This window comes from Brevundimonas sp. CURTG3B2_SDJG (assembly GCF_057364705.1).
Genome location: NZ_JBNFOJ010000016.1, coordinates 1 through 20,264, shown reverse-complemented (window position 1 = coordinate 20,264; position 20,264 = coordinate 1). Strand labels below are relative to the sequence as shown.

21 protein-coding genes and 2 pseudogenes are annotated in these 20,264 nt (G+C 70.1%); 12 read left to right on the top strand and 11 right to left on the bottom strand.

Annotation, left to right across the window (positions count from 1 at the left end; translation table 11 throughout):
* Together ptsP and nagE are read left to right on the top strand one after the other, a co-directional pair.
* Window positions 1-1,165 (top strand): phosphoenolpyruvate--protein phosphotransferase (ptsP, locus tag AC2W7C_RS01985; RefSeq protein ID WP_485999934.1); only part of this gene is annotated, 1,165 nt, incomplete at its 5' end.
* The gene (gene nagE / locus AC2W7C_RS01980; protein ID WP_485999933.1) at window positions 1,162-2,841 is read left to right on the top strand and encodes an N-acetylglucosamine-specific PTS transporter subunit IIBC; all 1,680 of its coding nucleotides are present in this window, start codon (window positions 1,162-1,164) and stop codon (window positions 2,839-2,841) included. The genes ptsP and nagE, both read left to right, overlap by 4 nt.
* 12 nt (window positions 2,842-2,853) lie before the next feature.
* Here nagE and AC2W7C_RS01975 read toward each other — a convergent pair whose 3' ends face one another.
* Window positions 2,854-4,173: a sensor histidine kinase gene (locus AC2W7C_RS01975; RefSeq protein ID WP_485999932.1), complete on the bottom strand. Its 1,320-nt coding sequence runs from the start codon at window positions 4,171-4,173 to the stop codon at window positions 2,854-2,856.
* 136 nt (window positions 4,174-4,309) lie between these two features.
* On the opposite strand from AC2W7C_RS01975, the gene AC2W7C_RS01970 reads away from it, so the two are divergent.
* Window positions 4,310-4,885: a hypothetical protein gene (locus AC2W7C_RS01970; protein WP_485999931.1), complete on the top strand. Its 576-nt coding sequence runs from the start codon at window positions 4,310-4,312 to the stop codon at window positions 4,883-4,885.
* On the opposite strand, the gene AC2W7C_RS01965 is transcribed toward AC2W7C_RS01970, so the two are convergent.
* The 6 genes from AC2W7C_RS01965 to AC2W7C_RS01940 are packed head-to-tail and all read right to left on the bottom strand — an operon-like array spanning window position 4,813 to window position 9,135.
* Window positions 4,813-6,651 carry a CHASE2 domain-containing protein gene (locus AC2W7C_RS01965; protein ID WP_485999930.1) on the bottom strand — a complete coding sequence of 613 codons (1,839 nt, stop codon included), beginning with the start codon at window positions 6,649-6,651 and terminating at the stop codon, window positions 4,813-4,815. The two genes, AC2W7C_RS01970 and AC2W7C_RS01965, sit on opposite strands and share 73 nt — an antisense overlap.
* Complete coding sequence (locus tag AC2W7C_RS01960) at window positions 6,627-6,881, bottom strand: CHASE2 domain-containing protein (RefSeq protein WP_485999935.1); 255 nt, start codon at window positions 6,879-6,881, stop codon at window positions 6,627-6,629. Before AC2W7C_RS01960 ends, AC2W7C_RS01965 begins: the two co-directional genes overlap by 25 nt.
* Window positions 6,815-7,093: a hypothetical protein gene (locus AC2W7C_RS01955; RefSeq protein ID WP_485999929.1), complete on the bottom strand. Its 279-nt coding sequence runs from the start codon at window positions 7,091-7,093 to the stop codon at window positions 6,815-6,817. The genes AC2W7C_RS01960 and AC2W7C_RS01955 overlap by 67 nt, the downstream gene beginning before the upstream one ends.
* Before the next feature lie 4 nt (window positions 7,094-7,097).
* On the bottom strand, window positions 7,098-7,547 hold the full coding sequence (locus AC2W7C_RS01950; protein ID WP_485999928.1) for a hypothetical protein: 450 nt from the start codon (window positions 7,545-7,547) through the stop codon (window positions 7,098-7,100).
* Window positions 7,496-8,425: a FecR domain-containing protein gene (locus AC2W7C_RS01945; RefSeq protein WP_485999927.1), complete on the bottom strand. Its 930-nt coding sequence runs from the start codon at window positions 8,423-8,425 to the stop codon at window positions 7,496-7,498. Before AC2W7C_RS01945 ends, AC2W7C_RS01950 begins: the two co-directional genes overlap by 52 nt.
* Window positions 8,422-9,135 carry a response regulator transcription factor gene (locus AC2W7C_RS01940; RefSeq protein WP_485999926.1) on the bottom strand — a complete coding sequence of 238 codons (714 nt, stop codon included), beginning with the start codon at window positions 9,133-9,135 and terminating at the stop codon, window positions 8,422-8,424. The genes AC2W7C_RS01945 and AC2W7C_RS01940 overlap by 4 nt, the downstream gene beginning before the upstream one ends.
* 465 nt (window positions 9,136-9,600) lie before the next feature.
* Here AC2W7C_RS01940 and AC2W7C_RS01935 point away from each other — a divergent pair, with 465 nt between their 5' ends.
* Together AC2W7C_RS01935 and AC2W7C_RS01930 are read left to right on the top strand one after the other, a co-directional pair.
* On the top strand, window positions 9,601-11,037 hold the full coding sequence (locus tag AC2W7C_RS01935) for a glycosyltransferase family 2 protein (RefSeq protein ID WP_485999925.1): 1,437 nt from the start codon (window positions 9,601-9,603) through the stop codon (window positions 11,035-11,037).
* A complete protein-coding gene (locus tag AC2W7C_RS01930; protein ID WP_485999924.1) occupies window positions 11,034-11,951 on the top strand; it encodes a hypothetical protein in 918 nt (305 codons plus the stop codon). Before AC2W7C_RS01935 ends, AC2W7C_RS01930 begins: the two co-directional genes overlap by 4 nt.
* Before the next feature lie 39 nt (window positions 11,952-11,990).
* Here the strand turns inward: AC2W7C_RS01930 and AC2W7C_RS01925 are convergent, their stop codons facing one another.
* Complete coding sequence (locus AC2W7C_RS01925) at window positions 11,991-13,421, bottom strand: M20/M25/M40 family metallo-hydrolase (RefSeq protein WP_485999923.1); 1,431 nt, start codon at window positions 13,419-13,421, stop codon at window positions 11,991-11,993.
* A 102-nt stretch (window positions 13,422-13,523) separates the two neighbouring features.
* Window positions 13,524-13,760, bottom strand: a complete 237-nt coding sequence (locus AC2W7C_RS01920; protein WP_485999922.1) for a DUF3297 family protein — start codon at window positions 13,758-13,760, stop codon at window positions 13,524-13,526.
* A 127-nt stretch (window positions 13,761-13,887) separates the two neighbouring features.
* Here AC2W7C_RS01920 and AC2W7C_RS01915 point away from each other — a divergent pair, with 127 nt between their 5' ends.
* From AC2W7C_RS01915 to AC2W7C_RS01895, 5 genes and pseudogenes are all read left to right on the top strand, one after another.
* Window positions 13,888-14,766 carry an alpha/beta hydrolase family protein gene (locus AC2W7C_RS01915; RefSeq protein WP_485999921.1) on the top strand — a complete coding sequence of 293 codons (879 nt, stop codon included), beginning with the start codon at window positions 13,888-13,890 and terminating at the stop codon, window positions 14,764-14,766.
* Window positions 14,767-14,791: 25 nt separating this feature from the next.
* Window positions 14,792-15,643: an aldo/keto reductase gene (locus AC2W7C_RS01910; protein WP_485999920.1), complete on the top strand. Its 852-nt coding sequence runs from the start codon at window positions 14,792-14,794 to the stop codon at window positions 15,641-15,643.
* Between the two features lie 39 nt (window positions 15,644-15,682).
* Window positions 15,683-15,931, top strand: coding sequence for a helix-turn-helix domain-containing protein (locus AC2W7C_RS01905; RefSeq protein ID WP_485999919.1), 249 nt, complete (start codon window positions 15,683-15,685; stop codon window positions 15,929-15,931).
* A 166-nt stretch (window positions 15,932-16,097) separates the two neighbouring features.
* Window positions 16,098-16,715, top strand: coding sequence for a Pr6Pr family membrane protein (locus tag AC2W7C_RS01900; protein WP_485999918.1), 618 nt, complete (start codon window positions 16,098-16,100; stop codon window positions 16,713-16,715).
* A 10-nt stretch (window positions 16,716-16,725) separates the two neighbouring features.
* Window positions 16,726-18,256 (top strand): annotated as a pseudogene (locus AC2W7C_RS01895) (UbiD family decarboxylase).
* 140 nt (window positions 18,257-18,396) lie between these two features.
* On the opposite strand, the pseudogene AC2W7C_RS01890 reads toward AC2W7C_RS01895, so the two are convergent.
* Both AC2W7C_RS01890 and AC2W7C_RS01885 read right to left on the bottom strand, forming a co-directional pair.
* Window positions 18,397-18,870 (bottom strand): annotated as a pseudogene (locus AC2W7C_RS01890) (WYL domain-containing protein); the annotation flags it as partial.
* Complete coding sequence (locus tag AC2W7C_RS01885) at window positions 18,813-19,334, bottom strand: helix-turn-helix transcriptional regulator (protein ID WP_485999917.1); 522 nt, start codon at window positions 19,332-19,334, stop codon at window positions 18,813-18,815. The pseudogene AC2W7C_RS01890 and the gene AC2W7C_RS01885, both read right to left, overlap by 58 nt.
* Before the next feature lie 97 nt (window positions 19,335-19,431).
* Between AC2W7C_RS01885 and AC2W7C_RS01880 the strand changes: the two genes are divergently transcribed.
* The gene (locus AC2W7C_RS01880) at window positions 19,432-19,923 is read left to right on the top strand and encodes a DUF1579 domain-containing protein (RefSeq protein ID WP_485999916.1); all 492 of its coding nucleotides are present in this window, start codon (window positions 19,432-19,434) and stop codon (window positions 19,921-19,923) included.
* The coding region (locus AC2W7C_RS01875; protein ID WP_485999915.1) for an NIPSNAP family protein at window positions 19,920-20,264 on the top strand (345 nt) is incomplete at its 3' end. The genes AC2W7C_RS01880 and AC2W7C_RS01875, both read left to right, overlap by 4 nt.

The window sequence follows — 20,264 nt, the reverse complement described above, 5'->3', positions numbered from 1 at the left end:
GACGTCGCACGTCGCCATCCTGGCCGCCGCCATGGGCGTGCCCGCCCTCGTCGCCATGGGAGCGGGCCTGGCCCAGGTCGAGGACGGCGCCCTGGTCATGCTCGACGCCGACCACGGCAGCCTGGTCGCGGATCCGTCCGCCGCTCGACAGGCCAAGGCCCAGGCGGCGTTGGCGGCGCGCGATCGCCGCAGAGCCGAAGCCCGCGCCCTGGCCCACGAGCCTTGTCACACCGCCGACGGCGTCAGGGTCGAGGTGTTCGCCAACCTTGGTCACGTCGCGGAGGCCGCTCCCGCCGTCGCCGCCGGCGCGGAGGGCTGCGGCCTGCTGCGCACCGAATTCCTGTTCCTGGACCGCGAGACCGCGCCGAGCGAAGACGAACAGCTGGCGGACTATCAGGCCATCGCCGACGCTTTGGACGGCCGGCCGCTGATCGTGCGCACCCTGGACGCGGGAGGCGACAAGCCCCTGCCCTACCTGCCCCTGCCGGCCGAGGAGAACCCCGCCCTGGGCCTCCGCGGCGTCCGCGCCGGCCTGCATCGTCCCGACGTCCTGGTGACGCAGCTGCGCGCCATCGCTCGCGTCCGTTCGGCCGCGCCGGTGGCCGTCATGCTTCCCATGATCGCCTCCGTGGCCGAGGTGCGTCAGGTCCGCGCCCTGCTCTCCGTCGCCGCGGAGGCGACGCCGCCGCCCCTGCTGGGCGTGATGGTCGAGACCCCGGCCGCCGCCGTGACCACGGACCGCCTGGCCGCCGAGGTGGACTTCATCTCCATCGGCTCCAACGATCTCTCCCAGTACGTGCTGGCCATGGATCGCCAGAACCCGGCCCTGGCCGCTCAGCTGGATGGTCTGCACCCCGCCGTGCTGCGCCTGATCGGCGAGGCCGCGCGCGGCGCCGCGACAACCCGCTGGATCGGGGTGTGCGGCGGATTGGCGTCCGAGCCGGCCGCCGTTCCGATCCTCATCGGCCTGGGCGTGCGCGAACTCTCGGTCGCCCCCGCCATGATCGCCGAGATCAAGGCCCTGGTGCGCACGCTGACCGTCGAGGACTGCCGCCGCCTGGCCGTCCAGGCGCTCGATCAGGACGGCCCCGAAGCCGTCCGGGCCCTCGCCGTCCAGCACCTGGCCGCCGCCCTGGAACCCCGCGCCGTGGGAGCCGTCGCATGAAGATCGGACTAGCCAGCCTGCAACCCCTCGGCCGCGCCCTGATGCTGCCGATCGCGGTGCTGCCCGTGGCGGGCCTGCTGCTCCGGCTGGGCCAGCCCGACCTGCTTGACGTCGCCTTCCTGTCCGCGGCCGGCCAGGCCGTCTTCTCCAACTTGGGCCTGCTGTTCGCGGTGGGCGTGGCGGTCGGTCTGGCGCGCGACAACAACGGCGCGGCGGGGCTGGCCGGGGTGATCGGCTACCTGATCACCGTCGAGGCCGCCAAGGTCCTGCTGTCGGTCCCGCCAGAGATCGCCGCGGGTTTGGCCGGCGACGCCGCCGCGGCCGCCGAAAAGGTGTTCCGCGACCAGGCCATGGCGCGCCTCGGCGTTCCGATCGGCATCGTCTCGGGCCTGATCGCGGGCGATTTCTACAACCGCTTCTCGAACATCAAGCTGCCGGAATACCTGGCCTTCTTCGGCGGCCGCCGCTTCGTGCCGATCGTCTCGGGCCTCGCCGCCCTGGTCGTCGCCGCCGCCGTCGGCCTGTCCTTCGCGGCCATCGACCAGGGGATCGACACCTTCAGCCGGGTGGTCGTCGGCTCCGGCGAGATCGGCCTGTTCGTCTACGGCCTGCTGAACCGGCTGCTGATCATCACCGGCCTGCACCACATCCTGAACAACGTCGCCTGGTTCATCGTCGGCGACTACGGCGGCGCGCACGGCGACATCAACCGCTTCTTCGCCGGCGACCCGAGGGCCGGAGCCTTCATGAGCGGCTTCTTCCCGGTCATGATGTTCGGGCTGCCGGCGGCCTGCCTGGCCATGTACCATGCCGCCCGGCCCGACCGGAAAAAGGCGGTCGGCGGCATGCTGGCCTCCCTGGCCCTGACCGCGTTCCTGACCGGGGTGACCGAGCCGATCGAGTTCACCTTCATGTTCCTGGCGCCCATGCTGTACGCCATCCACGCCGTGCTGACGGGCGTGGCCATGGTGATCATGGACGTGCTGGACATCCGGCTGGGCTTCACCTTCTCGGCCGGCCTGTTCGACTACGTCCTGAACTACGGCCAGTCGACGCGTCCCTGGATGCTGCTTCCCGTGGGCCTCGTCTACGGCGTGGCCTACTACGGCCTGTTCCGCGCGGCGATCCGGCTATTCGACCTGAAGACCCCCGGCCGCGAGGATCAGGCCGAAGCGTCGGCCGAAGGCGCCTCGACCGCCGGAGACCGAGGCCGCGGGTTCGTGCAGGCCCTGGGCGGGGCGGCCAATCTGCGCTCGGTGGCGGCCTGCACCACCCGCCTGCGCCTGGGCATCGTCTCGCGCACGCAGGTCGACGAGGCCGCCCTGAAGCGGCTGGGCGCGCGGGGCGTGATCTCGCCCACGCCCGAGGCGCTTCAGGTGGTGGTCGGCCCCATCGCCGACGCCGTGGCCGAAGAGATGCGCGCCGCACTGCAGTCGCCGCTCCCGGCGCAGAGCCCTGTCGCTTCGCCCCTCGGGAAAGCCCCCGGCGATCGGCGCCGCGCTCCTGGCGGCCCTGGGCGGCGCCGGCAACCTCGCGGCTTCGGCGCGGAAGGCGGGCCGGCTCTGCCTCGTCCTGCGCCGCAGGGAGCCCGTGGACGAGGCGCCCTCGGCCGCGCCGCGCCTCGGGGATTCGTCTGGACGGCGCCCGACCGGGTTCAGGTTCTCACGGACGAATAGGCGCCTGCGCCATCACCGCTTCCAGGGCCGCCAGCCGGACGACTTGAGCAGGCGCAGCGGCACGATCGTCTCCGGCGCATCCGCGCGGATCTCCGTCATCGGCAGATCCACCACCATCCGGGTTCCGCCGCCCGGGGCCTCGTCGGCCCGGATCGTCCCGCCCATGGCGGCGATGAGCTCGCGCGAGATGCTCAGGCCCAGGCCGGCCCCGCTGGCGGCCGACCCGCCGTGCGCGCCGCGCTCGAACAGCCTGTCCTTGATCTCGGGCGCGATGCCCGGCCCGCAGTCGGTGATCTCGAAATTGTAGATGGCGGTGTCGTCGCCGACGCTGTCGCGGGTGACCACCAGCAGGATCGAGCCGCCCGCCTCGCTGAACTTGACCGCATTGCCCAGGACGTTGGTCAGCACCTGGCGCAGGGCCAACGGATCGCCCCGGACCTTCAGGCCGGCCAGGTCGTCGCCCACGCAGCGCATGGTCACCCCCGCCTGCGCCGCCGCCACGGTCCAGGAGGCGGACAGGGAATCGATCAGGTCCTTGATGGCGAAAACCTCGCTGGCCACAGTCGGCGCCTTGCGCGGCGCCGGCCCGACTACGCCCTGCATCGCCGCCGCGTGCGCATCCTGGGCTTGGCGCAGGCTGCCGTTCAGCAGGGACAGCATCGCCTCGGCCGTCTCCTTCAGAAGGGCGACGTGCTCCTGGTCCTCCTCCCTCAGGGGCCGGCCGGACATATAGCCGATCAGGCCGGTCATGCCGCTGAGGGTCGAGCGCAGCTCGTGTGTCAGGTCGGCCACCCCGGCGGCGTAGTCGGCGGCCCGGCGGCGCTCTTCGTCGACGGCCTCCAGGTCGGCCTGAAGACGCAGATGCCGCGCCTGGACCTCCTCCAGGTCCCGACGGAGCGTCCGGAACGTCAGTTCCTCGCGGACGTCGCGGCCCAGTTCGAACGTCTCCAGCGCCAGATACAGGCAGCCTTCGTGACCGACATGGTCCCGGATGGCGGTGAGGCGGGCGTGCGTCGTCCGACGTTCGGCGAAGTCGGCGTCATTAGCCGCGCCGGGCTGCAGAACCCCCAGATCTTGCCGGTGCCCCGGAGCGTCCGAAAGCGTCCAGGCCGCCAGGCTGTCGGCGATCGACGGCCCCAGCAGCCGGGCCAGCGGCTTGCCCGTGAACCGGTCCGACAGGCGCTGGTCGCTGGCGCCGACGATGCGGGCCTCTTCGTGGTGGATCATCACCTCGACCACGACCCCGCCCCGCTCGCGAAGGGTCAGGAGCAGGTGATCGGACACGTCCGCCCACTGCGCGTCGGCGCCCAAGCCGTCGATAAGCACTCTCATGTCCGCGACGCCCACAGTCAGACTTCCTGTCTGCGATGGTAGGCGGGGACGGCGTCGGCGACTGTAAACAACTGCAACGCTCAACGCCGCTCTTGGCCATGGCGCGGCGAGTCTGTAGCCTTCCGAACCAGTGTTGATGACCTTCAGACTCTCGGCCGCCCTGGCCCTTTGCGTCCTCCTCGCCGCGGGATGCGCGCACGTTCCCCGCGTCGTCGTCGCCGAATGGGCCGAACGGCCGGTTCTGGAGCCGGCTCCCACCTACGCCTTGGCGATCGAGACGGACCGCCTGCCGGTCGGAGCCGGCGGGACCGAGCTTCTGCGGCAGGCTCTGGCCGGGCGCGGCTGGCGCGAGGCGGGTCAGAATCCAGCCTGGACGGTTCGCGCGACCTACGCCGTCCGGCCCGAGCACGTCGGCGCTCAGGGAGCCGACGAAGAAGTGTGGCTGGTCCAGCCCCGCCGGACCCCGTGGTGGCGCGGGCCGCGAACGGTGCACACCCTGACCCTCGGCCTGGTCCGCCCCGGCGACCCGCGTGAAACCTATCGTGTCGACGCCTCGGTCAGCGGCCCGATCGCACCCCCCGAGGACACCCTGCGCGCCCTCGCCGAAGCCGCCGCCGAACGGCTGGATCCGGAGCGGGTTCAATCGCCGGCCGACATCTCCGCGCGCGGCAGGGTCACCACGAAACAGGCGCCCTCGCCCCCGCCGTCATAGCCGATGCCGCCGCCGTGGCGCTCGATCACGGTGCGCACGAACGCCAGCCCCAGCCCCGCGCCCGGCTGATCGCCACCGTGCCCGAACGGCTGGAACAGACGCTCTCGCGCCTCAGCGGACAGGCCGGGGCCCGCATCCCGTATCGTACAGACGCAGACCGGACGGCCTTCCTCTCGTCCGGCGGACAGAGCGCACGTCACCACGCTGTCGCGGGGCCCGTACTTCAACGCATTGTCCAGCAGATTGGTCAGCGCCCGCATGATCAGGCCCGGATCGCCCCGGATCAGATACTCCTCGTCCTCCAGTTCGGGCGTCTGGATGACCACCCCCTTGGCCGAGGCCTGGGGCCACAGGGCGTCGGCGGCGTCCAGAAGGATCTGGGCCAGGTCGACGACCACCGCGCGATACGGTTGCGACTCCGCCCTCGCCAGCTGCACGTAGCTCTCGGCCAGATCCAGCGTGCGCTGGGCGTAGCCGCCGATCCGGCGCTCGAAAGCGGGATCGCCGCGGTCCTGTCCGCTCTGCAGCAGGGTGAGGATGGAGACCTGCGGCGCCCGCATGTCGTGGCTCAGCAACTGAAGCACCTGCTCGCGCTGGCGTTCGGCCGCCCGGAACGCGGTCATGTCGGCGAACCGGACGATGTAGCCTTGCAGGCCCCCGTCGGCGTTCAGCAACCGCGCGCTGGCCGCCTTCAGCACCCGGCCGGACAGCGTAGGCAGGTCGTCCGATTCCGCCCCCGCGCCCTCCAGGAACGGCCGCCATCGCGCTTCGCCCAGACTGTCGAACACCGCACCCAACTCGCCCGTCGCCAACAGGGCGCCTCCGAACAGGTCTTGCGCGCGATCGTTGGACAGCAGGATCCGCCCCGTCTCATCGACCACCAAGGTGGCGTCCGGCAGGCTGCGCAGGGCGTCGGAGATGAAACGGTCCAGGTCGCGCAGGCGTCTCAGGGCCCCGCGCAGGGTCTCGACCTGACGGGATACGACGTCGCCGGATGCGGGGGCGGCGATCAGCTCGCCCAAGGGCGCCTCGCGCTCGAAGGCGTCGACCTCGGCCTGCATGTAGGCCGAGGCCGTCGCCAACCGGCGCCAGCTCCAGACCGGCCAGGCGAACGCCAGGCCGGCGATGGCCGCCGCGGGCGGGAACCATAGGTCGGCCAGGAAGAAGGCCGCCGCGCTGGCTCCTAGCACCAGGACGACCAGCCCGCCGCCCAGGGCCAGGTTCACCGCCGGCCTCAGGAAGAAGAAGCCCGCCATCAGAAGCCACAGTGGCAGCAGGGACAGCGCGGCGCGCCAGGACGCGGGCGCGGTCCTGGGACCACCGCCCTCAAGCAGGGTCTGAAGCAGGTTCGCCTGAAGCTCCACGCCCGGGGTCAGTTGGCCGTTCCCGGCGTTCGGAGCGGCGTACTGGTCGCCGAGCCCGTTGGCGGTGGCGCCGACCAGCACCAGTTTGCCGGCCAGGAACGCCGGCGGAACTTCGCCGCGCAACAGATCGACGAAGGAGATCGTACGGAACCCACCGGGCGGCCCGCGATAGGCGATCGCCTCGGGCTCCAGGGCCTCCAGCACGCCATCGTCTCTCGTCGCCGAAGCCGGTTCGCTCGCCCGAGCGCCGCCGGCCAGGGAGAGGGCCAGGTGCGGCCACACCCGATCGCCGGCTCGAAGATACAGGGGAATGCGGCGCACAACCCCGTCCGCGTCCGGCGTCAGCGCGACCTGGCCCAACCCCGCCGCCCCGGCCTTCAGGGCGGGGGCCGGCTCCACCACGCGCCACGGCAAGCCGTCGTCCCCGGCGTATCCACCAGCAGGGGCAGGTGGACGTCGCCGGCTCGCGTCAGCGCCGCCGCGAGGGTCGCGTCGTCCGGCGTCGTCTCGGTGAACAGCACGTCGTAGACGACGCCGGCCGGCCGGGCTTCGGCCAGCCGGTCGATCAGCTCCGCGTGCCGGGTCCGCGGCCAGGGCCAGCGCCCAAGGGCTTCGACGCTGCGATCGTCGATGGCGACGATGACGATGCGATCGTCCGCGGGCCGGTCCGCAGGCGGGTGAAGCCGTCATAGGCCAGGTTGTCGGCCCGCCCGGCCGCCGAGCCGACGGCCAGCCAGACGACCAGGATCGACGAGACGAGGCCGACCGCCAGCCACTCCGCGACCGCCCGGCGGCCGGTCTGCCGGGCCCCCAGCAGGCTTCGCCAGCGTCCCCCGTCCAGCATCGGCTCAGCGGCCGATATGAAGCGGGCGCGGCTCGGACCAGACCTCGAGCGTCCGCCCGAAGCGCTGCCTGACGCCCTGCACCCGCCACTGATAGGCGCCAGCCGGCAGGCCGGTGAGCGTGATCTGGGTTTCGATCAGGTCCGTCTCGTCGATCAGCGGCGTCTCAGGCTGGCCGCCCTCGGTCCAGAGCTGGAAGCGGAACACCGCCTCGCCCTCCCCGACCGGCTCCCAGCGGAACAGGTAGCGACGGTCCAGGGGACCGCCGATCGCCGAGGCGGCCAGTCCGGTCAGGCCGTTGCGGGCCTGAACGAAGCTGTAGACCATCGGCAGCCCCTCCACGCCTCCGGCGGAAAGGGCGCTGAGCTGCAGGAAATAGAGCCCGTCGCCGACGCCCGAGAAGGTCAGGCGCGTCTCGCCCGGGCCGGTGGTCGTTTCGCTGAAGGTGTCCACCATGCCGGCGTCGGTGGCCAAACGGCCGTGGTAGCGCTCGGCGCCGTCCGGCCGACGATGTCGAAGGTGGTCCCGCCGTCCATCAGCACCCGGTCCGGATCCACCAGCCGGGGTGCTGGCAGCAGGGCCACCCGGCGCGTCTCGGCCGGGGTCGTGACGGCGCCTTCCGCCTCCGTGACGATCACCTCGCCGGCGGCGGCCTCGCGGCTGACGCGAACGTCGCCCTCCACCACCTCGGTGATCGAGCGCCCTGTCGCCTCGTCGAACGAAACCCTGAAGTCGGTTCCGCGCACGGCCGAGACCGACACCGGCGTACGCACCACGAAGCCGCCGGGGGCGCGGCGCGGCGTCACCCGCGACTCCGCGCGTCCGCCCTGCACCGTCATCTCGTGATCGACGGCGCCGTTCAGCAGGAAGCGGCGCACTCGCGAAAGGCGCACCCGGCTGTTGGAGGGAATGACGACATGGCTGCCGTCGGAAAGGGCCACCCGCACGAAGGCGTTCGCCCCGGTGGCGATGACCGATCCTTCCGCCAGGGTCTGACCGGCGGCCAGGGCCGCGGACCGGCCGTCGCGGATCAGCGTCGCGGTCCCCCGGAAGTTGGCGACCGTGGCGGCGTCCGGAACCGACTTCAGCAGGCGGACGGGAATGTTCAGGGTCCGTCCGACCGGCATGCGGCGCGGGTCGCCGACCCGGTTCAGGCGCTGGACCTGACGGTAGTCGGCGGTGCGCACCAGGTACTGGCTGCCGATGTCGAACAGGGTGTCGCCCGACTGGACCACATAGGGGACCGTCGCCGGCCCGGCCCGCGTCTGGGCCGCCGCCGGCGTCGCGACCAGCAGCGCGGCCCCGATCCAAGGCGCCAGCCGTCTCGCGATCATGTCGCGTCCTCTCCCTCGATCGGGGGACGGGCGTCGCCCACCCTCTCCAGCCGATAGCCGTAGCTGTAGACCGGCTTCAGATGAAAGCCGTTTTCCGGCCTCAGGCCCAGCTTGGTGCGCACCCGCGAGACGTGCATGTCCAGCGAGCGGCTGGTCAGCGTCGGCTCGCCCCCCCAGACGGCCTCGACCATGTAGGCGCGCGACAGGGCGCGATTGAGGTTGCGGAACAGCAGTCGGGCCAATGCGAACTCCTTGGCCGTCAGAACCACGGATTGGCCGTCCCGGACCACCGTTTCGGCGCCGGCGTCGAAGGCGACGCCGGCATGGGTCTCGATCCCGCCGCTCGCCGCCGGGGGGGCGTAGGCGCGGCGCAGCAGGGCCTTCACCCGCGCCGTCAGCACCTCGGGCGAGACCGGTTTGGACAGATAGTCGTCCGCGCCAGCGTTCAGCCCCGCCACCACGTCCTCGTCGTCGGCGCGGCTCGTGACCAGAAGCATCGGCGGGGGCGGATTCAGGTTCATGCGCGCCCAGGCCAGCACCTCCAGGCCCGACCGGTCCGGAAGCTGCCAATCGACGATCAACAGGTCGAACGTGTCCCGGCGCAGGGCCGAGATCAGCGCGTTGGCGCGGGAGAAACCGGTCGGGCGAAGCCCTGCACTCTCGACGACGGCCGTGATGGCTTCGACTTGCAGGGGATCGTCATCCAGCACTGCAACCTTCATTCAGATCCTGACTCCGTGACGCGACACCTTAGCCGAAACAGCGCGCGCGGTGATCACAACACCGTTGGACGAGTGTAAAATTGCGTCAAGCGGGCGCAGGCCGCCATCCCTGACCGCCCGTTGCGGTCCGCCCCGGCTGGTTCGACCCCGCGAGGCTTTTAGATGAACAACGGTTCATCAACACTGGCCGTCAAATATCTCCGTTCAAGTATAAATACGCAGTACGGGGTCCGGAGGTTTGTAAATCATTGTATCGTAAAAATCTGTTATTACTATACAATTCATATGGTTCCAAAATGTTCGCCACATTTCAAACACATACTGAATTTGTCGAAGAAGTCATCCCCGCACTAAGTCCGCGACTGCGCGGCCATGCTTGAAGCCTGAATAAATAACCTGGGTCAATCAAGTCGGTCTGCACAGCTTTTCTGGATTTGTTGTGACCGGTCTTCGATGGATTACGAATACCCCGCGGCCCTGTCGCGCACCGGCGGTGATCAGCCCTATCTGAAGGTTCCGACCGGCGCGCCTCCGGCGGTGCGCCCTCCCTCTTCCCCAAAGCCCCGTCGGCTTCTCTATCTGCCGGTTCCGGCCAAGTTCGCGGTCGCGCTGACGCTGGCCGTCGCCTGGACGGCCCTGAGCGTCTGGCTGTCCCGCCCGTGGCTGGCCGATCTCGCGGCGCTGACATCGTGGCCCCTGGCGCTGATCATCATCGGCTTCATCGCCTATGTGCCCGGCTTCATGAACACCTTCCTGATCAGCACGATCCTGATGGACCGGCGACCGCGGCACGTCCCGCTGACGCAGTATCCGCCGGTCAGCATCCTGGTCGCCTGCTACAACGAGGCGGACAACATCCGCGACACCCTGACCAGCCTGGCGGCCCAGACCTATCCCGGACGGTTCGAGGTCCTGGTGCTGAACGACGGCTCGACCGACGAGACGCGCATGGTCGCCGCCAACGCCATCGGAACGCTGCAGCCGCGGACTCCCGGAAAACTGCGTCTGGTCGATTTCGCGGAGAACGCCGGCAAGGCCGCCGTGCTGAACCGGGGCCTGAAGCTCGCCGCCCACGACCTGGTGGTGACCGTCGACGGCGATTCCTGGCTCCGCGCCGACGCCCTGACCCGCATCGTGGAACGGTTCGCCGCCGACCCCGCCGGAACCGACGCCGTCGCCGGTGCGGTCCTGATCCGCAACTCGCGCCGCAACCTGCTCACGCGCGCCCAGGAGTGGGACTATTTCCACGGCATCGCCGCGGTGAAGCGCATGCAGAGCATGTATCACGGCACCCTGGTGGCTCAGGGCGCCTTCTCTCTCTACCGGCGCGAGGCGCTGGAGAAGGTCGGCGGCTGGCCGGAATGCGTGGGCGAGGACATCGTCGTGTCCTGGGCCCTGCTGCGGTCGGGCAGCCGCATCGGCTACGCCGAGGACGCCCTGGTCTTCACCAACGCGCCCGACCAGATCCGCCAGTTCGCCAACCAGCGCAAACGCTGGTCGCGCGGGCTTGTCGAGGCGTTCCGGGCCCACTGGCCTCTGCTGTTCAAGGCGCGGATGTCCACCCTGTTCATCTGGTGGAACCTGCTCTTCCTGCCGCTGGACCTGGTCTACACCTTTGCCTTCATCCCCGGCCTGATCTTGGCCCTTTTCGGCATCTACTGGATCGCAGGGCCGCTGACGCTGTTCGTCCTGCCGCTGGCGGCGATCTGGAACCTGTTCATCTTCGACGTGCAGCGCGGGATGTTCCGGTCCCAGGCGCTGAAGGTCCGCCGCAACTTCCGCGGCTTCCTGTTCTACGTCCTGGCTTACAGCCTGCTGATGCAACCGGTCTGCGTTTGGGGCTATGCCGCCGAACTGGCCGGCCTGAGAAAAAACTGGGGTACGAAATGAAGATCGTCTGGCTCTCCATCGCCGCGGCCGGCCTGCCGATGCTGGCCGGGACCGCCTGGGCCCAGGAAGCGGACGCCGCGGGCCCCGCGGTCACGTTCGACGTCTTCGCCTCGACCGATGCGGACGAGTCCGACGTGCTGAAGGCGGGCGTCAGCTTCGACTGGACCTACGCAGGCCCCGGAAAATATCACGGACTGCGCCTGGAGACGGCGCGTTTCTCCCCGCTGGGGCGGCCCACGACGGAGGACCAGCGGGTCTATTACCGGTTCGCCGACGGCCGCGACGACTGGACCTGGAACGGCCAGGTCGGCACCGACGGCGACACGGCCCTGGGCGCCGTCAGCGTGGTGCGCGAGGGCCGCATCCGCCAGGAGTATTTCGTCGAGCGTGAGATCGTCGAAACGCCGCGCGGCCTGGACGAAGGCGTCTACTACACCTTCGCCGGCGGCTCGTTCGACTTCCCCATCGACGACCGGAACAGCTTCACCGTCATGGCCGGGGTGCAGGACTTCACCGGCGAGAACGTCCGCACCCACCTCCGCGCCAACTACGTCCATGTCCTGAAGCCGCAATGGGGCCTCAGCGCCCAGCTGCGCACCCGCTACTACCGCAGCTCCGAGCCGGGGGAGTACGACTACTTCTCGCCGGAATGGTACGCCGAGGTCATGCCGGTCGTGCAGGTTCGGCGGTTCCACGGCGGCTGGCGCTACCAGGCCGCCGTCGGCCTGGGCGCCCAGAAGGATTCCGGATCGGACTGGCGCTCGGCGCGGTATTTCGAAGCCTCGGTGGTCAGCCCCCCGATCCGCCGGGACTGGGCCTTCAAGGCGTCCGCCGTCTACAGCAACACCCCCGTGACCACCGGCTACGCCTACGACTACCAGCAGATCTCGCTGTCGTTGACGCGGGCGTTCTGACGCTCGGGCCCGGCTGACGAAACTGGCGCAGAAGCCCGCCTAGTGGCCCGCCTGTTCCGCCGGCCGCAGGGCGCGGAAGTCGACCTCGGAATCGGCGATCAGCCAGACCAGGCCCGCCCAGGCGGCCACGTTCTGGGTCATCTGCTCCGGATCGATCTTGTCCAGGGTGTCGTCGGCCGTGTGGTGCAGATCGAAATAGCGGCTCCCGTCCTGGCTCAGGCCGAAGACCGGCACCCCCGCCTCGGCCAGCGGGCCGATGTCGACGCCTCCGTGCAGCTCGGGCTCCTGCGAGGGCAGCACGCCGATCGGATGCAGGACTCGTGTCGCCGCGCGCTGGAAGTCGCTGTTCTGGGCGCCCGGCGGCAGCTGCAGGGCGTAGATCCGGTCCGCGCCGAAGTCGCTCTCGCCGGCGATCACGTGTTTTTCCCGCCCCGCGCCGATCCCCCTCAGATAGGCGCCGCCGCCATTGCCCGTGTCGGTCGGCTGGGCCACCTCCTCGGAGCCGTACAGCACCACGCGGATCGTCCGCGCCGGACGCCGGCCCGATTCCGCGATCACCTTGGCCGCCGCCAGGGTGATGGCCCCGCCGGCGCCGTCGTCGATGGCGCCCGTGCCCAGGTCCCAGCTGTCCATGTGCGAGCCCAGGACGATGACTTCCTCCGGCCGGCTCCGGCCGACGATCTCGCCCATGACGTTCTGAGACACCGTCTCATAGGTGTGCGCCGTCGACGACAGGCTGATCCGCACCGGTCCGCCCAGGCCGATCAGCCGCGACAGCTGGTCGGCGTCGGGCGCGGCCAGCGAGAAGGCCGGCAGGGGGACCCGGCCCTCGACATAGCGGGTGGTCCCGGTGTGCGGCATGCGGTGCTCGTCCGAACCGGCCGAGCGCATCACGAAGGCGACCGCGCCCTTGGCCGCCGCCGCCGCCGGCCCGGCCCCTCTGATGCGCGACAGCGGCCCATAGCCCGAGCCGTCCTGCATGCGCACCATCTGGCCGGCGTCGACGAAGGCGATCTTGCCGGTCAGCGATCCCGCCGGCGCGGCGTTCAGCGCCTCCAGGCCGTCGAAGCGCACGACCTCGGCCTGGATGACGCCCTGGGTCGCCGGCGAGTGGCCGAGCGCGGCCACCACCAGCCTCTGCGGATGGTCGCCCAGGATCGCGCCGCTCTCCTCGCCCCGCTCCCAGCCGACCAGCGGGAACTGTTCGATCCGCACGTTCTGGAAGCCGTGCCGGCGCATGTAGTCCGCGGCCCAGGCGGCGGCGTCCTGCTCGGCCTTGGACCCCGCCGGCCGGGCGCCGAAGCGGGTGGTCAGCTGGGTCACGTAGTCCAGGGCGATGTTCCGCTCCAGCGCCGCGTCGCGGATCTGCTCGGCGCGCTGGATCGTGGCGGCGTCCTGGGCCAGGGCGGGCGCGGCCGAGAGGCTCAGCGCCAGCGCGCTGGCGGCGAGAAGACGGGCGGACAGGCGCATGACGGCTCCGGGACTCAGGCGTGAGGCCGGGACCCTAGACCGGAGATTTCAGCGCGGGAAGCAGGCTTGGCCCTGGTTTTCAGGCCGGCTCCACAAGGAGGATCACTCGCCCTTGACGTAGGGCTCCACCGGTCCCTGCAGCTTGACGGTCAGGGCCTTGCCGCGGCGGTCCACGCGATTGCCGACGGCCAAGCGCACCCAGCCTTCCGAGACGCAGTATTCCTCGACGTTGGTCTTTTCCTCGCCCTTGAAGCGCACGCCGATGTTCTGGGCCAGCACGTCCGCGTCGTGGAACGGGCTGTCGGGATCGACGGACAGGCGGTCGGGAAGATCGGTCATGGCGGAGCTCATCGGAAAATCAGAGCGGGCCTTTAGCCGAACCCGCCCGCCGGTCCAAGGGCCGTTCCCGCTTGACCTGACGCGGCGTCAATCGTCTAGGTTCGTTTCGAATCGAGACGGACCCTGCATGAGCGACCTCGTCATCCGCGACTTCATCGCCCCGGCGGCGGACGGCTATCCGCTGTCGATGCGCCTGGTCTCCGCCGCCCGGCCGGCCTGCGCGGTCCTGGTCAGCTCGGGCACCGGTTTTCCCAAGGGCTTCTACGACCGGTTCGCCCGCCACCTCGCGAACAAGGGCGCGGCGGTCCTCACCTACGACTTCCGCGGCATCGCCGGCTCGCGCCCCGAGGATCTGGCGGCGATGAAGATGGACTACGTCGACTGGGGCCGGCTGGACATGCCCGCGGCCCTGGACGCCCTGATCGAGGCCGCCCCCGGCCTGGCGGTCTTCCACGTCGGCCACAGCGTCGGCGGCCATTTCCTCGGCTTCATGTCCAACCAGGACCGCATCGACCGCCACGCCTTCGTCTCGGTCGGCAGCGGTTACTGGGGCCGCCACCACCGGTCCTACAACCCGCTGGAGCTGTTCTTCTGGTTCGGCTACGGCCCGTACAGCCTGGCCCGGCGCGGCTACATCAAGGGCGGCGGCCTGTGGGCGGGCACGGACCTGCCGCGCGGCGTCTGGGAGACCTGGCGGCGCTGGTGCCTGAAGGAGCCCTACTTCCTCGACGAGTTGAAGGACCGGCTGCGGCCCCACCATTTCGACGTGGTCACGGCCCCGATCCGCTCCTGGATCTTCACCGACGACCCCATCGCCACCCCGGTCACCTCGCCCATCCTGCTGCAGGTCTATCCCAACGCCCCGCGCGAGATCCTCGTCCGCGCGCCCTCCGACTACGGCGTCCCTCGCATCGGCCACGAAGGCGCCTTCCGCCGGGGGATGGAGCGGCTGTGGGACGAGATGTTCGACTGGCTGGTTGAACCCGGCCCGGAGCGGCATAGGTAAGCGCACCTTCCCAGGAGCGCTTTCCATGCCCAAACAGCCCACGATCGCCGTCGACGGCCACGCCATCCCCCTGCTGGGCTTCGGCACCTGGAACCTGGAGCCCGACGACGCCCGCCGCATGGTCGCCGAGGCGCTGCACATCGGCTACCGCCACATCGACACCGCCTGGATCTACAAGAACGAGGCCGCCGTCGGCGACGGCATCCGCGACGCCGTCGCGGCCGGCCACGTCGCGCGCGAGGACATCTGGCTGACCACCAAGATCTGGGTCGCCCACTTCGACCGCGCCGGCCTGCTGAAGCAGGCGAAGGAGTCGGCCGACGCACTGGGCTTCACGCCCGACCTGCTGCTGCTCCACTGGCCCAAGACCCAGCCGTCGTTCCAGGAGACCCTGGACGCGCTCAACGAGGCCAAGGACCAGGGTCTGACCCGCACCATCGGCCTGTCCAACTTCCCCTCGGCCGAGTTCCGCCAGGCCCAGGCCCTGTCGAAGGCCAGGCTGATCACCAACCAGGTCGAGTACCACCCCTATCTCAAGCTCACGAAACTGATCGAGACGGCGAAGGACCTCGGCTCGTCCATCACCGCCTGGTCGCCGCTCGCCCAGGGCAAGATCGCCGACGACGCCACCCTGATCGAGATCGGAAAGGCCCACGGCAAGACCCCCGGCCAGGTGACGCTGCGCTGGCTGATCCAGCAGGACGTCATCGCCATCCCGCGCACGACCAAGGCCAGTCGCGCCGCCGAAAGCTTCGACATCTTCGACTTCCAGCTGTCCTCCGAAGAGATGGACCGCATCCACGCCCTGGCCCGCCCCGACGGCCGTCTGGGCGACTGGATTGATCCCGCCTTCCAATGGGATCAAGAATGGGCCTGAGGCGTCTCGCCTGAACGACGCCCCTAAGGGAGGTCATCCATGGGTTCGGTGCTCGGATTTCCAGGCGTCGATCCGTCGGACGCGGCGGTCGGCGCAAGACTGAGGCGATGGCGCGAACAGCGCGGCTGGAGCGTGGAGGACATGGCCCGCCTGCTGGACATGAGCCCCGAGGAGGAACGCCGCGCCGAGGCCGGCCGCGCCCACTTGGACAGCGTCCGCATCGGCGCCGCCACCGCCGCCCTGCGCCTGCCGCTCTGGGCCCTGGTCTCCGACACGCGGGCCTACTGATGCATCTCCCTTTCCGCTCATCCCGGCGAAAGCCGGGACCCAGTCCTTTGGGTGATCGGCGCCGGCGAGTGGGTGCAAACCTCAAATCCTCCCCCGCCAGTGCTCAAGCGAAAAGCACTGGGTCCCGGCTTTCGCCGGGATGAGCGGATCCAAACCATACAGGGCCTTGTTCGCCCTCGTCGGCTGGGGCGCGCTCGGCCTGCAGTATTGGCTGATGATCACTGGTAATCCGGACCGGAACCCGGCCGGGCTGACCCTGAACTTCTTCAGCTATTTCACCATCCTGACCAACGTCCTGGTCGCCGTCGCCCTGACCCTGCCGGTGGTCGCCGCCGGAAGCCGGCTGGGGCGCTGGGCCCGGTCCGAAGGGGTCCGCGCCTGCGTGACCATGTACGCCGTCGTGGTCGGCTTGGTGTACCATTTCCTGCTGCACGCCACCTGGGATCCCCAGGGTCTGTCGCTGGTCGCCAACACCCTGCTGCACTACGTCATGCCGGCCGCCATCCTGCTGGACTGGCTGCTGTTCACCCCCAAGGGGCGGCTGCGCTGGATCGACGCCGCCAAATGGCTGGCGTTCCCGCTGATCTACGGCGGCTGGACCCTGATCCACGGCTACGCCGCCGACTGGTGGCCCTACTGGTTCACCGACGTCTCTGAGCTCGGCCTCGGCAAGGCCGCGGCCTATTTCGGCGGGTTGCTGATCTTCTTCCTCCTGGTCGGCCTGGCCGTCGTGACCATCGACCGCACGCTGGGACGGCGTGACAGGAGCCCCGCCTCCGCCTAAGCCTCGCGGCATGGCCTACAAATCGCTGCGCGACTTCATCGACATCCTCGAAGCCGAGGGCGAACTGGTGCGCGTCTCCGAACCGGTCTCGACCCACCTGGAGATGACCGAGATCCAGACCCGGCTGCTGCGCAACGGCGGCCCGGCGGTGATCTTCGAAAAGCCCGTCATGCCCGACGGCTCCATCAGCCCCGTCCCGTGCCTCGCCAACCTGTTTGGCACGGTCAAGCGCGTCGCCATGGGCGTGACCCTGGAGAAGAAGGCCCGCACCACCGCCGCCGAACTGCGCGAGGTCGGGGAGCTGCTGGCCTTCCTGCGCAATCCGACCCCGCCGCGCGGCCTGGGCGACGCCATGGAGATGCTGCCGCTGGCGCAGACCGTCATGTCGATGCGGCCCAAGGTCGTGAAAACCGCCCCGGTGCAGCAGGTTGTGTTGAAGGGCGACCAGATCGACCTGACCCAGCTGCCGGTCCAGGGCTGCTGGCCCGGCGAGCCGGCGCCGCTGATCACCTGGGGCCTGGTCGTCACCAAGGGGCCGTCCGACGCCCGCGAGGACGACTTCAACCTGGGCATCTACCGCATGCAGGTGCTGGGCCGGGACAAGGCCATCATGCGCTGGCTCGCGCATCGCGGCGGCGCCCAGCACTACGCCCGCCACAAGAAGGCCGGCGCCCCGCGAGCCCCTGCCCTGCGCCGTCGTGCTCGGCGCCGATCCGGGCACGATCCTGGCCGCCGTCACGCCGGTGCCCGACACCCTGTCGGAATACCAGTTCGCCGGCCTGCTGCGGGGCGCCAAGGCCGAACTGGTTCCTTGCAAGACCGTCCCCCTCATGGTCCCCGCCCAGGCCGAGATCGTGCTGGAGGGTCATGTCCTGCTGGACGAGCACGCGCCCGAGGGGCCGTACGGCGACCACACCGGCTACTACAACTCCGTCGAGACCTTCCCGGTCTTCCAGGTCACCGCGATCACCATGCGCCGCGACCCCATCTACCTGACCACCTTCACCGGCCGCCCGCCGGACGAGCCCTCGGTGCTGGGCGAGGCGCTGAACGAGGTCTTCATCCCGCTCCTTCAGGCCCAGTTCCCCGAGATCACCGACTTCTGGCTACCGCCCGAGGGCTGCAGCTACCGCATCGCCGTCGTCTCGATGAAGAAGGCGTACCCCGGCCACGCCAAGCGCGTGATGCTGGGCGTCTGGAGCTACCTGCGCCAGTTCATGTACACCAAATGGGTCATCGTCGTGGACGACGATATCGACGCTCGGGACTGGAAACAGGTGATGTGGGCCATCTCGACCAAGATGGATCCGGCCCGCGACATCACCCTGATCGAGAACACGCCGATCGACTACCTGGACTTCGCCTCGCCCGAGAGCGGCCTGGGCTCCAAGATCGGCCTGGACGCCACCGACAAGCTGCCGCCCGAGACCAAGCGCGAATGGGGCGAGGAAATCCGCATGGAGGACACGGTCGTCCAGCGCGTGTCGGAGATGTGGGACAAGCTGGGCCTGCCCGGCGACGGGACGCCGATCTGGAAGTAGGCCGCCACCGGGTTCGGGGCGTCTCGGTCTATCGCGGGGGTCTTCGGCGTTCCGGCGCCGGGCTTGAGCGCCTGGTCGCCGCGCGCGCGGCTCCCCCCTCCCACGGCTCCGCCGCGATACAGAGCGTTCAGACGGGCGGCGGCGTCCCGCATCGCCGCCCTCAAGGTGTCGGGCTCCAAGACCTCCGCCTCGGCGCCCAGCCGCAGGAAATCGGTCGCGGCATGCGCGACGGACTCGATGGGAATCGCGACCTCGGCCCAGCCGTCAGGCCCCGTGTGCGCCGCCGCGGCGCGCCGGGCCTGCTCGACCCCCAGGCGCGCCAGGCGCTTCAGGCCCGTCGGGGTCAGCCGAAGCCGGGCCTCCCCGGTGAAGATCTCGGCCTCGAACCGTTTCGAGGTCTGGACCCACCACTCCGCCAAAGCGAACCCGCGAGGGCGTTCGAACCTCTCGTCGGCCACGGTCAGGTCCCGGATGTTGGAGACGCGGTAGGTGCGCGGGTCCCGCTCCGGCGCTCCGGCCGGCCGCGCCGCCAGGTACCAGAGGCCGCCCTTCAGGATCAGCCCCAACGGCTCCAGTTCGCGCTCGACCTCGCCCTTCCAGCTCTCGTAGCGCATCCGGACGCGGCGGCTGGTCCACACCGCCTGGGCCAGCGCCGGCAGCCGCTCCGCCTCCTCGGCGTCCTGATACCAGCCGATCGGATCCAGGTGGAACCGCCCCGCCAGGCGCTCGGCCGCCGCCTGCCGCTCGGCGGCAGCGCGGCCAGCAGCTTCAGCTGCATCGTCGTCACCGCGCTCGCGAAACCCATCTGCGCCGCCGGGCCCGCCAGTCCGCCCAGGAACAGCGTCTCGGCCTCTTCGTCCGTCAGGCCGGTCAGGCGGGTGCGATAGCCGTCCAGCAGCCGGAAGCCGCCCGCCCGTCCCCGATCGGCGTAGACCGGGGTGCCCGCCGCGCTCAGCTGGTCGATGTCCCGATAGATGGTGCGCACCGACACCTCGAACTCGGCCGCCAGGGCCTCGGCCGTCATCCGCCCCCGGGCCTGGAGCAGTAGAAGGATCGAGAGCAGTCGGCTGGAGCGCATTTTCGCAGTCTAGCCTAAAATCCTGACATTGGATGACAGATAAGGCGCCCTAGGGTCCCCGTCTCCGGCGCCTCTCGCGCCCTCCCACGAGGTTCCCATGTCCGCCGCTCCCCTTGGATCGCCGTCCCCGGTTCACGATTTCGACTTCCTGTTCGGCCATTGGGCCGTCCGGCACCGCAAGCTCCTGACGCGCGGCGTCGGCGCCCAGGACTGGGACGAGTTCCCCGGCACGGCCTTCACCGAGCCGCGCATGGGCGGGATCAGCAATATCGAACAGCACGACTGCCCGGCGCGCGGCTGGCGCGGCGTCGCGCTCAGGACCCTCGACCTCGCCTCCGGCGACTGGTCGATCTACTGGATCAGCGACCGGGACGGCCGTCTTTCGCCGCCCGTGGTCGGCCGCTTCCACGCCGACGGCTGCCGTCTGGAGGGCCCGGATCTGGACGGCGACCGCCCCATCGTCGCCCGCTACGAATGGTCCCTGATCCATTCGGGCGCGCCCCGCTGGGTCCAGCATTTCTCGTACGACGAAGGCCGAACGTGGGAGTGCAACTGGATCATGGACTTCACCCCGGCGGACGCCCGATGACTGTCGTCGAACTGCGCCAGTACGTCCTCCACCCGGGCCGTCGCGACGATCTGATCGATCTGTTCGAACGCGAGTTCGTCGAAAGCCAGGAGGAGGCGGGCATGACCCTGGTCGGCCAGTTCCGCGACCTGGACGATCCCGACCGGTTCGTCTGGCTGCGGGCCTTCCCGGACATGGAGGCCCGGCGGCGGTCGCTGGAGACCTTCTACCACGGCCCCGTGTGGCGCGCGCATCGCGAGGCGGCCAACGCCGCCATGATCGATTCCGACGACGTGCTGCTGCTCCGGCCGCTGGAGGCTGGGCGGCCGTTCGTCCTCGGCGACCGCGGCCCCCGCGGGGCG

Excerpts from the sequence above, each read along its gene's own strand:
- nagE (WP_485999933.1), top strand. The coding sequence starts at position 1,162 with ATGAAGATCGGACTAGCCAGCCTGCAACCCCTCGGCCGCGCCCTGATG.
- AC2W7C_RS01975 (WP_485999932.1), bottom strand. The coding sequence starts at position 4,173 with ATGAGAGTGCTTATCGACGGCTTGGGCGCCGACGCGCAGTGGGCGGAC.
- AC2W7C_RS01970 (WP_485999931.1), top strand. The coding sequence starts at position 4,310 with ATGACCTTCAGACTCTCGGCCGCCCTGGCCCTTTGCGTCCTCCTCGCC.
- AC2W7C_RS01955 (WP_485999929.1), bottom strand. The coding sequence starts at position 7,093 with ATGCTGGACGGGGGACGCTGGCGAAGCCTGCTGGGGGCCCGGCAGACC.
- AC2W7C_RS01950 (WP_485999928.1), bottom strand. The coding sequence starts at position 7,547 with ATGGTGGACACCTTCAGCGAAACGACCACCGGCCCGGGCGAGACGCGC.
- AC2W7C_RS01945 (WP_485999927.1), bottom strand. The coding sequence starts at position 8,425 with ATGATCGCGAGACGGCTGGCGCCTTGGATCGGGGCCGCGCTGCTGGTC.
- AC2W7C_RS01935 (WP_485999925.1), top strand. The coding sequence starts at position 9,601 with ATGGATTACGAATACCCCGCGGCCCTGTCGCGCACCGGCGGTGATCAG.
- AC2W7C_RS01930 (WP_485999924.1), top strand. The coding sequence starts at position 11,034 with ATGAAGATCGTCTGGCTCTCCATCGCCGCGGCCGGCCTGCCGATGCTG.
- AC2W7C_RS01925 (WP_485999923.1), bottom strand. The coding sequence starts at position 13,421 with ATGCGCCTGTCCGCCCGTCTTCTCGCCGCCAGCGCGCTGGCGCTGAGC.
- AC2W7C_RS01920 (WP_485999922.1), bottom strand. The coding sequence starts at position 13,760 with ATGACCGATCTTCCCGACCGCCTGTCCGTCGATCCCGACAGCCCGTTC.
- AC2W7C_RS01915 (WP_485999921.1), top strand. The coding sequence starts at position 13,888 with ATGAGCGACCTCGTCATCCGCGACTTCATCGCCCCGGCGGCGGACGGC.
- AC2W7C_RS01910 (WP_485999920.1), top strand. The coding sequence starts at position 14,792 with ATGCCCAAACAGCCCACGATCGCCGTCGACGGCCACGCCATCCCCCTG.
- AC2W7C_RS01905 (WP_485999919.1), top strand. The coding sequence starts at position 15,683 with ATGGGTTCGGTGCTCGGATTTCCAGGCGTCGATCCGTCGGACGCGGCG.
- AC2W7C_RS01885 (WP_485999917.1), bottom strand. The coding sequence starts at position 19,334 with ATGCGCTCCAGCCGACTGCTCTCGATCCTTCTACTGCTCCAGGCCCGG.
- AC2W7C_RS01880 (WP_485999916.1), top strand. The coding sequence starts at position 19,432 with ATGTCCGCCGCTCCCCTTGGATCGCCGTCCCCGGTTCACGATTTCGAC.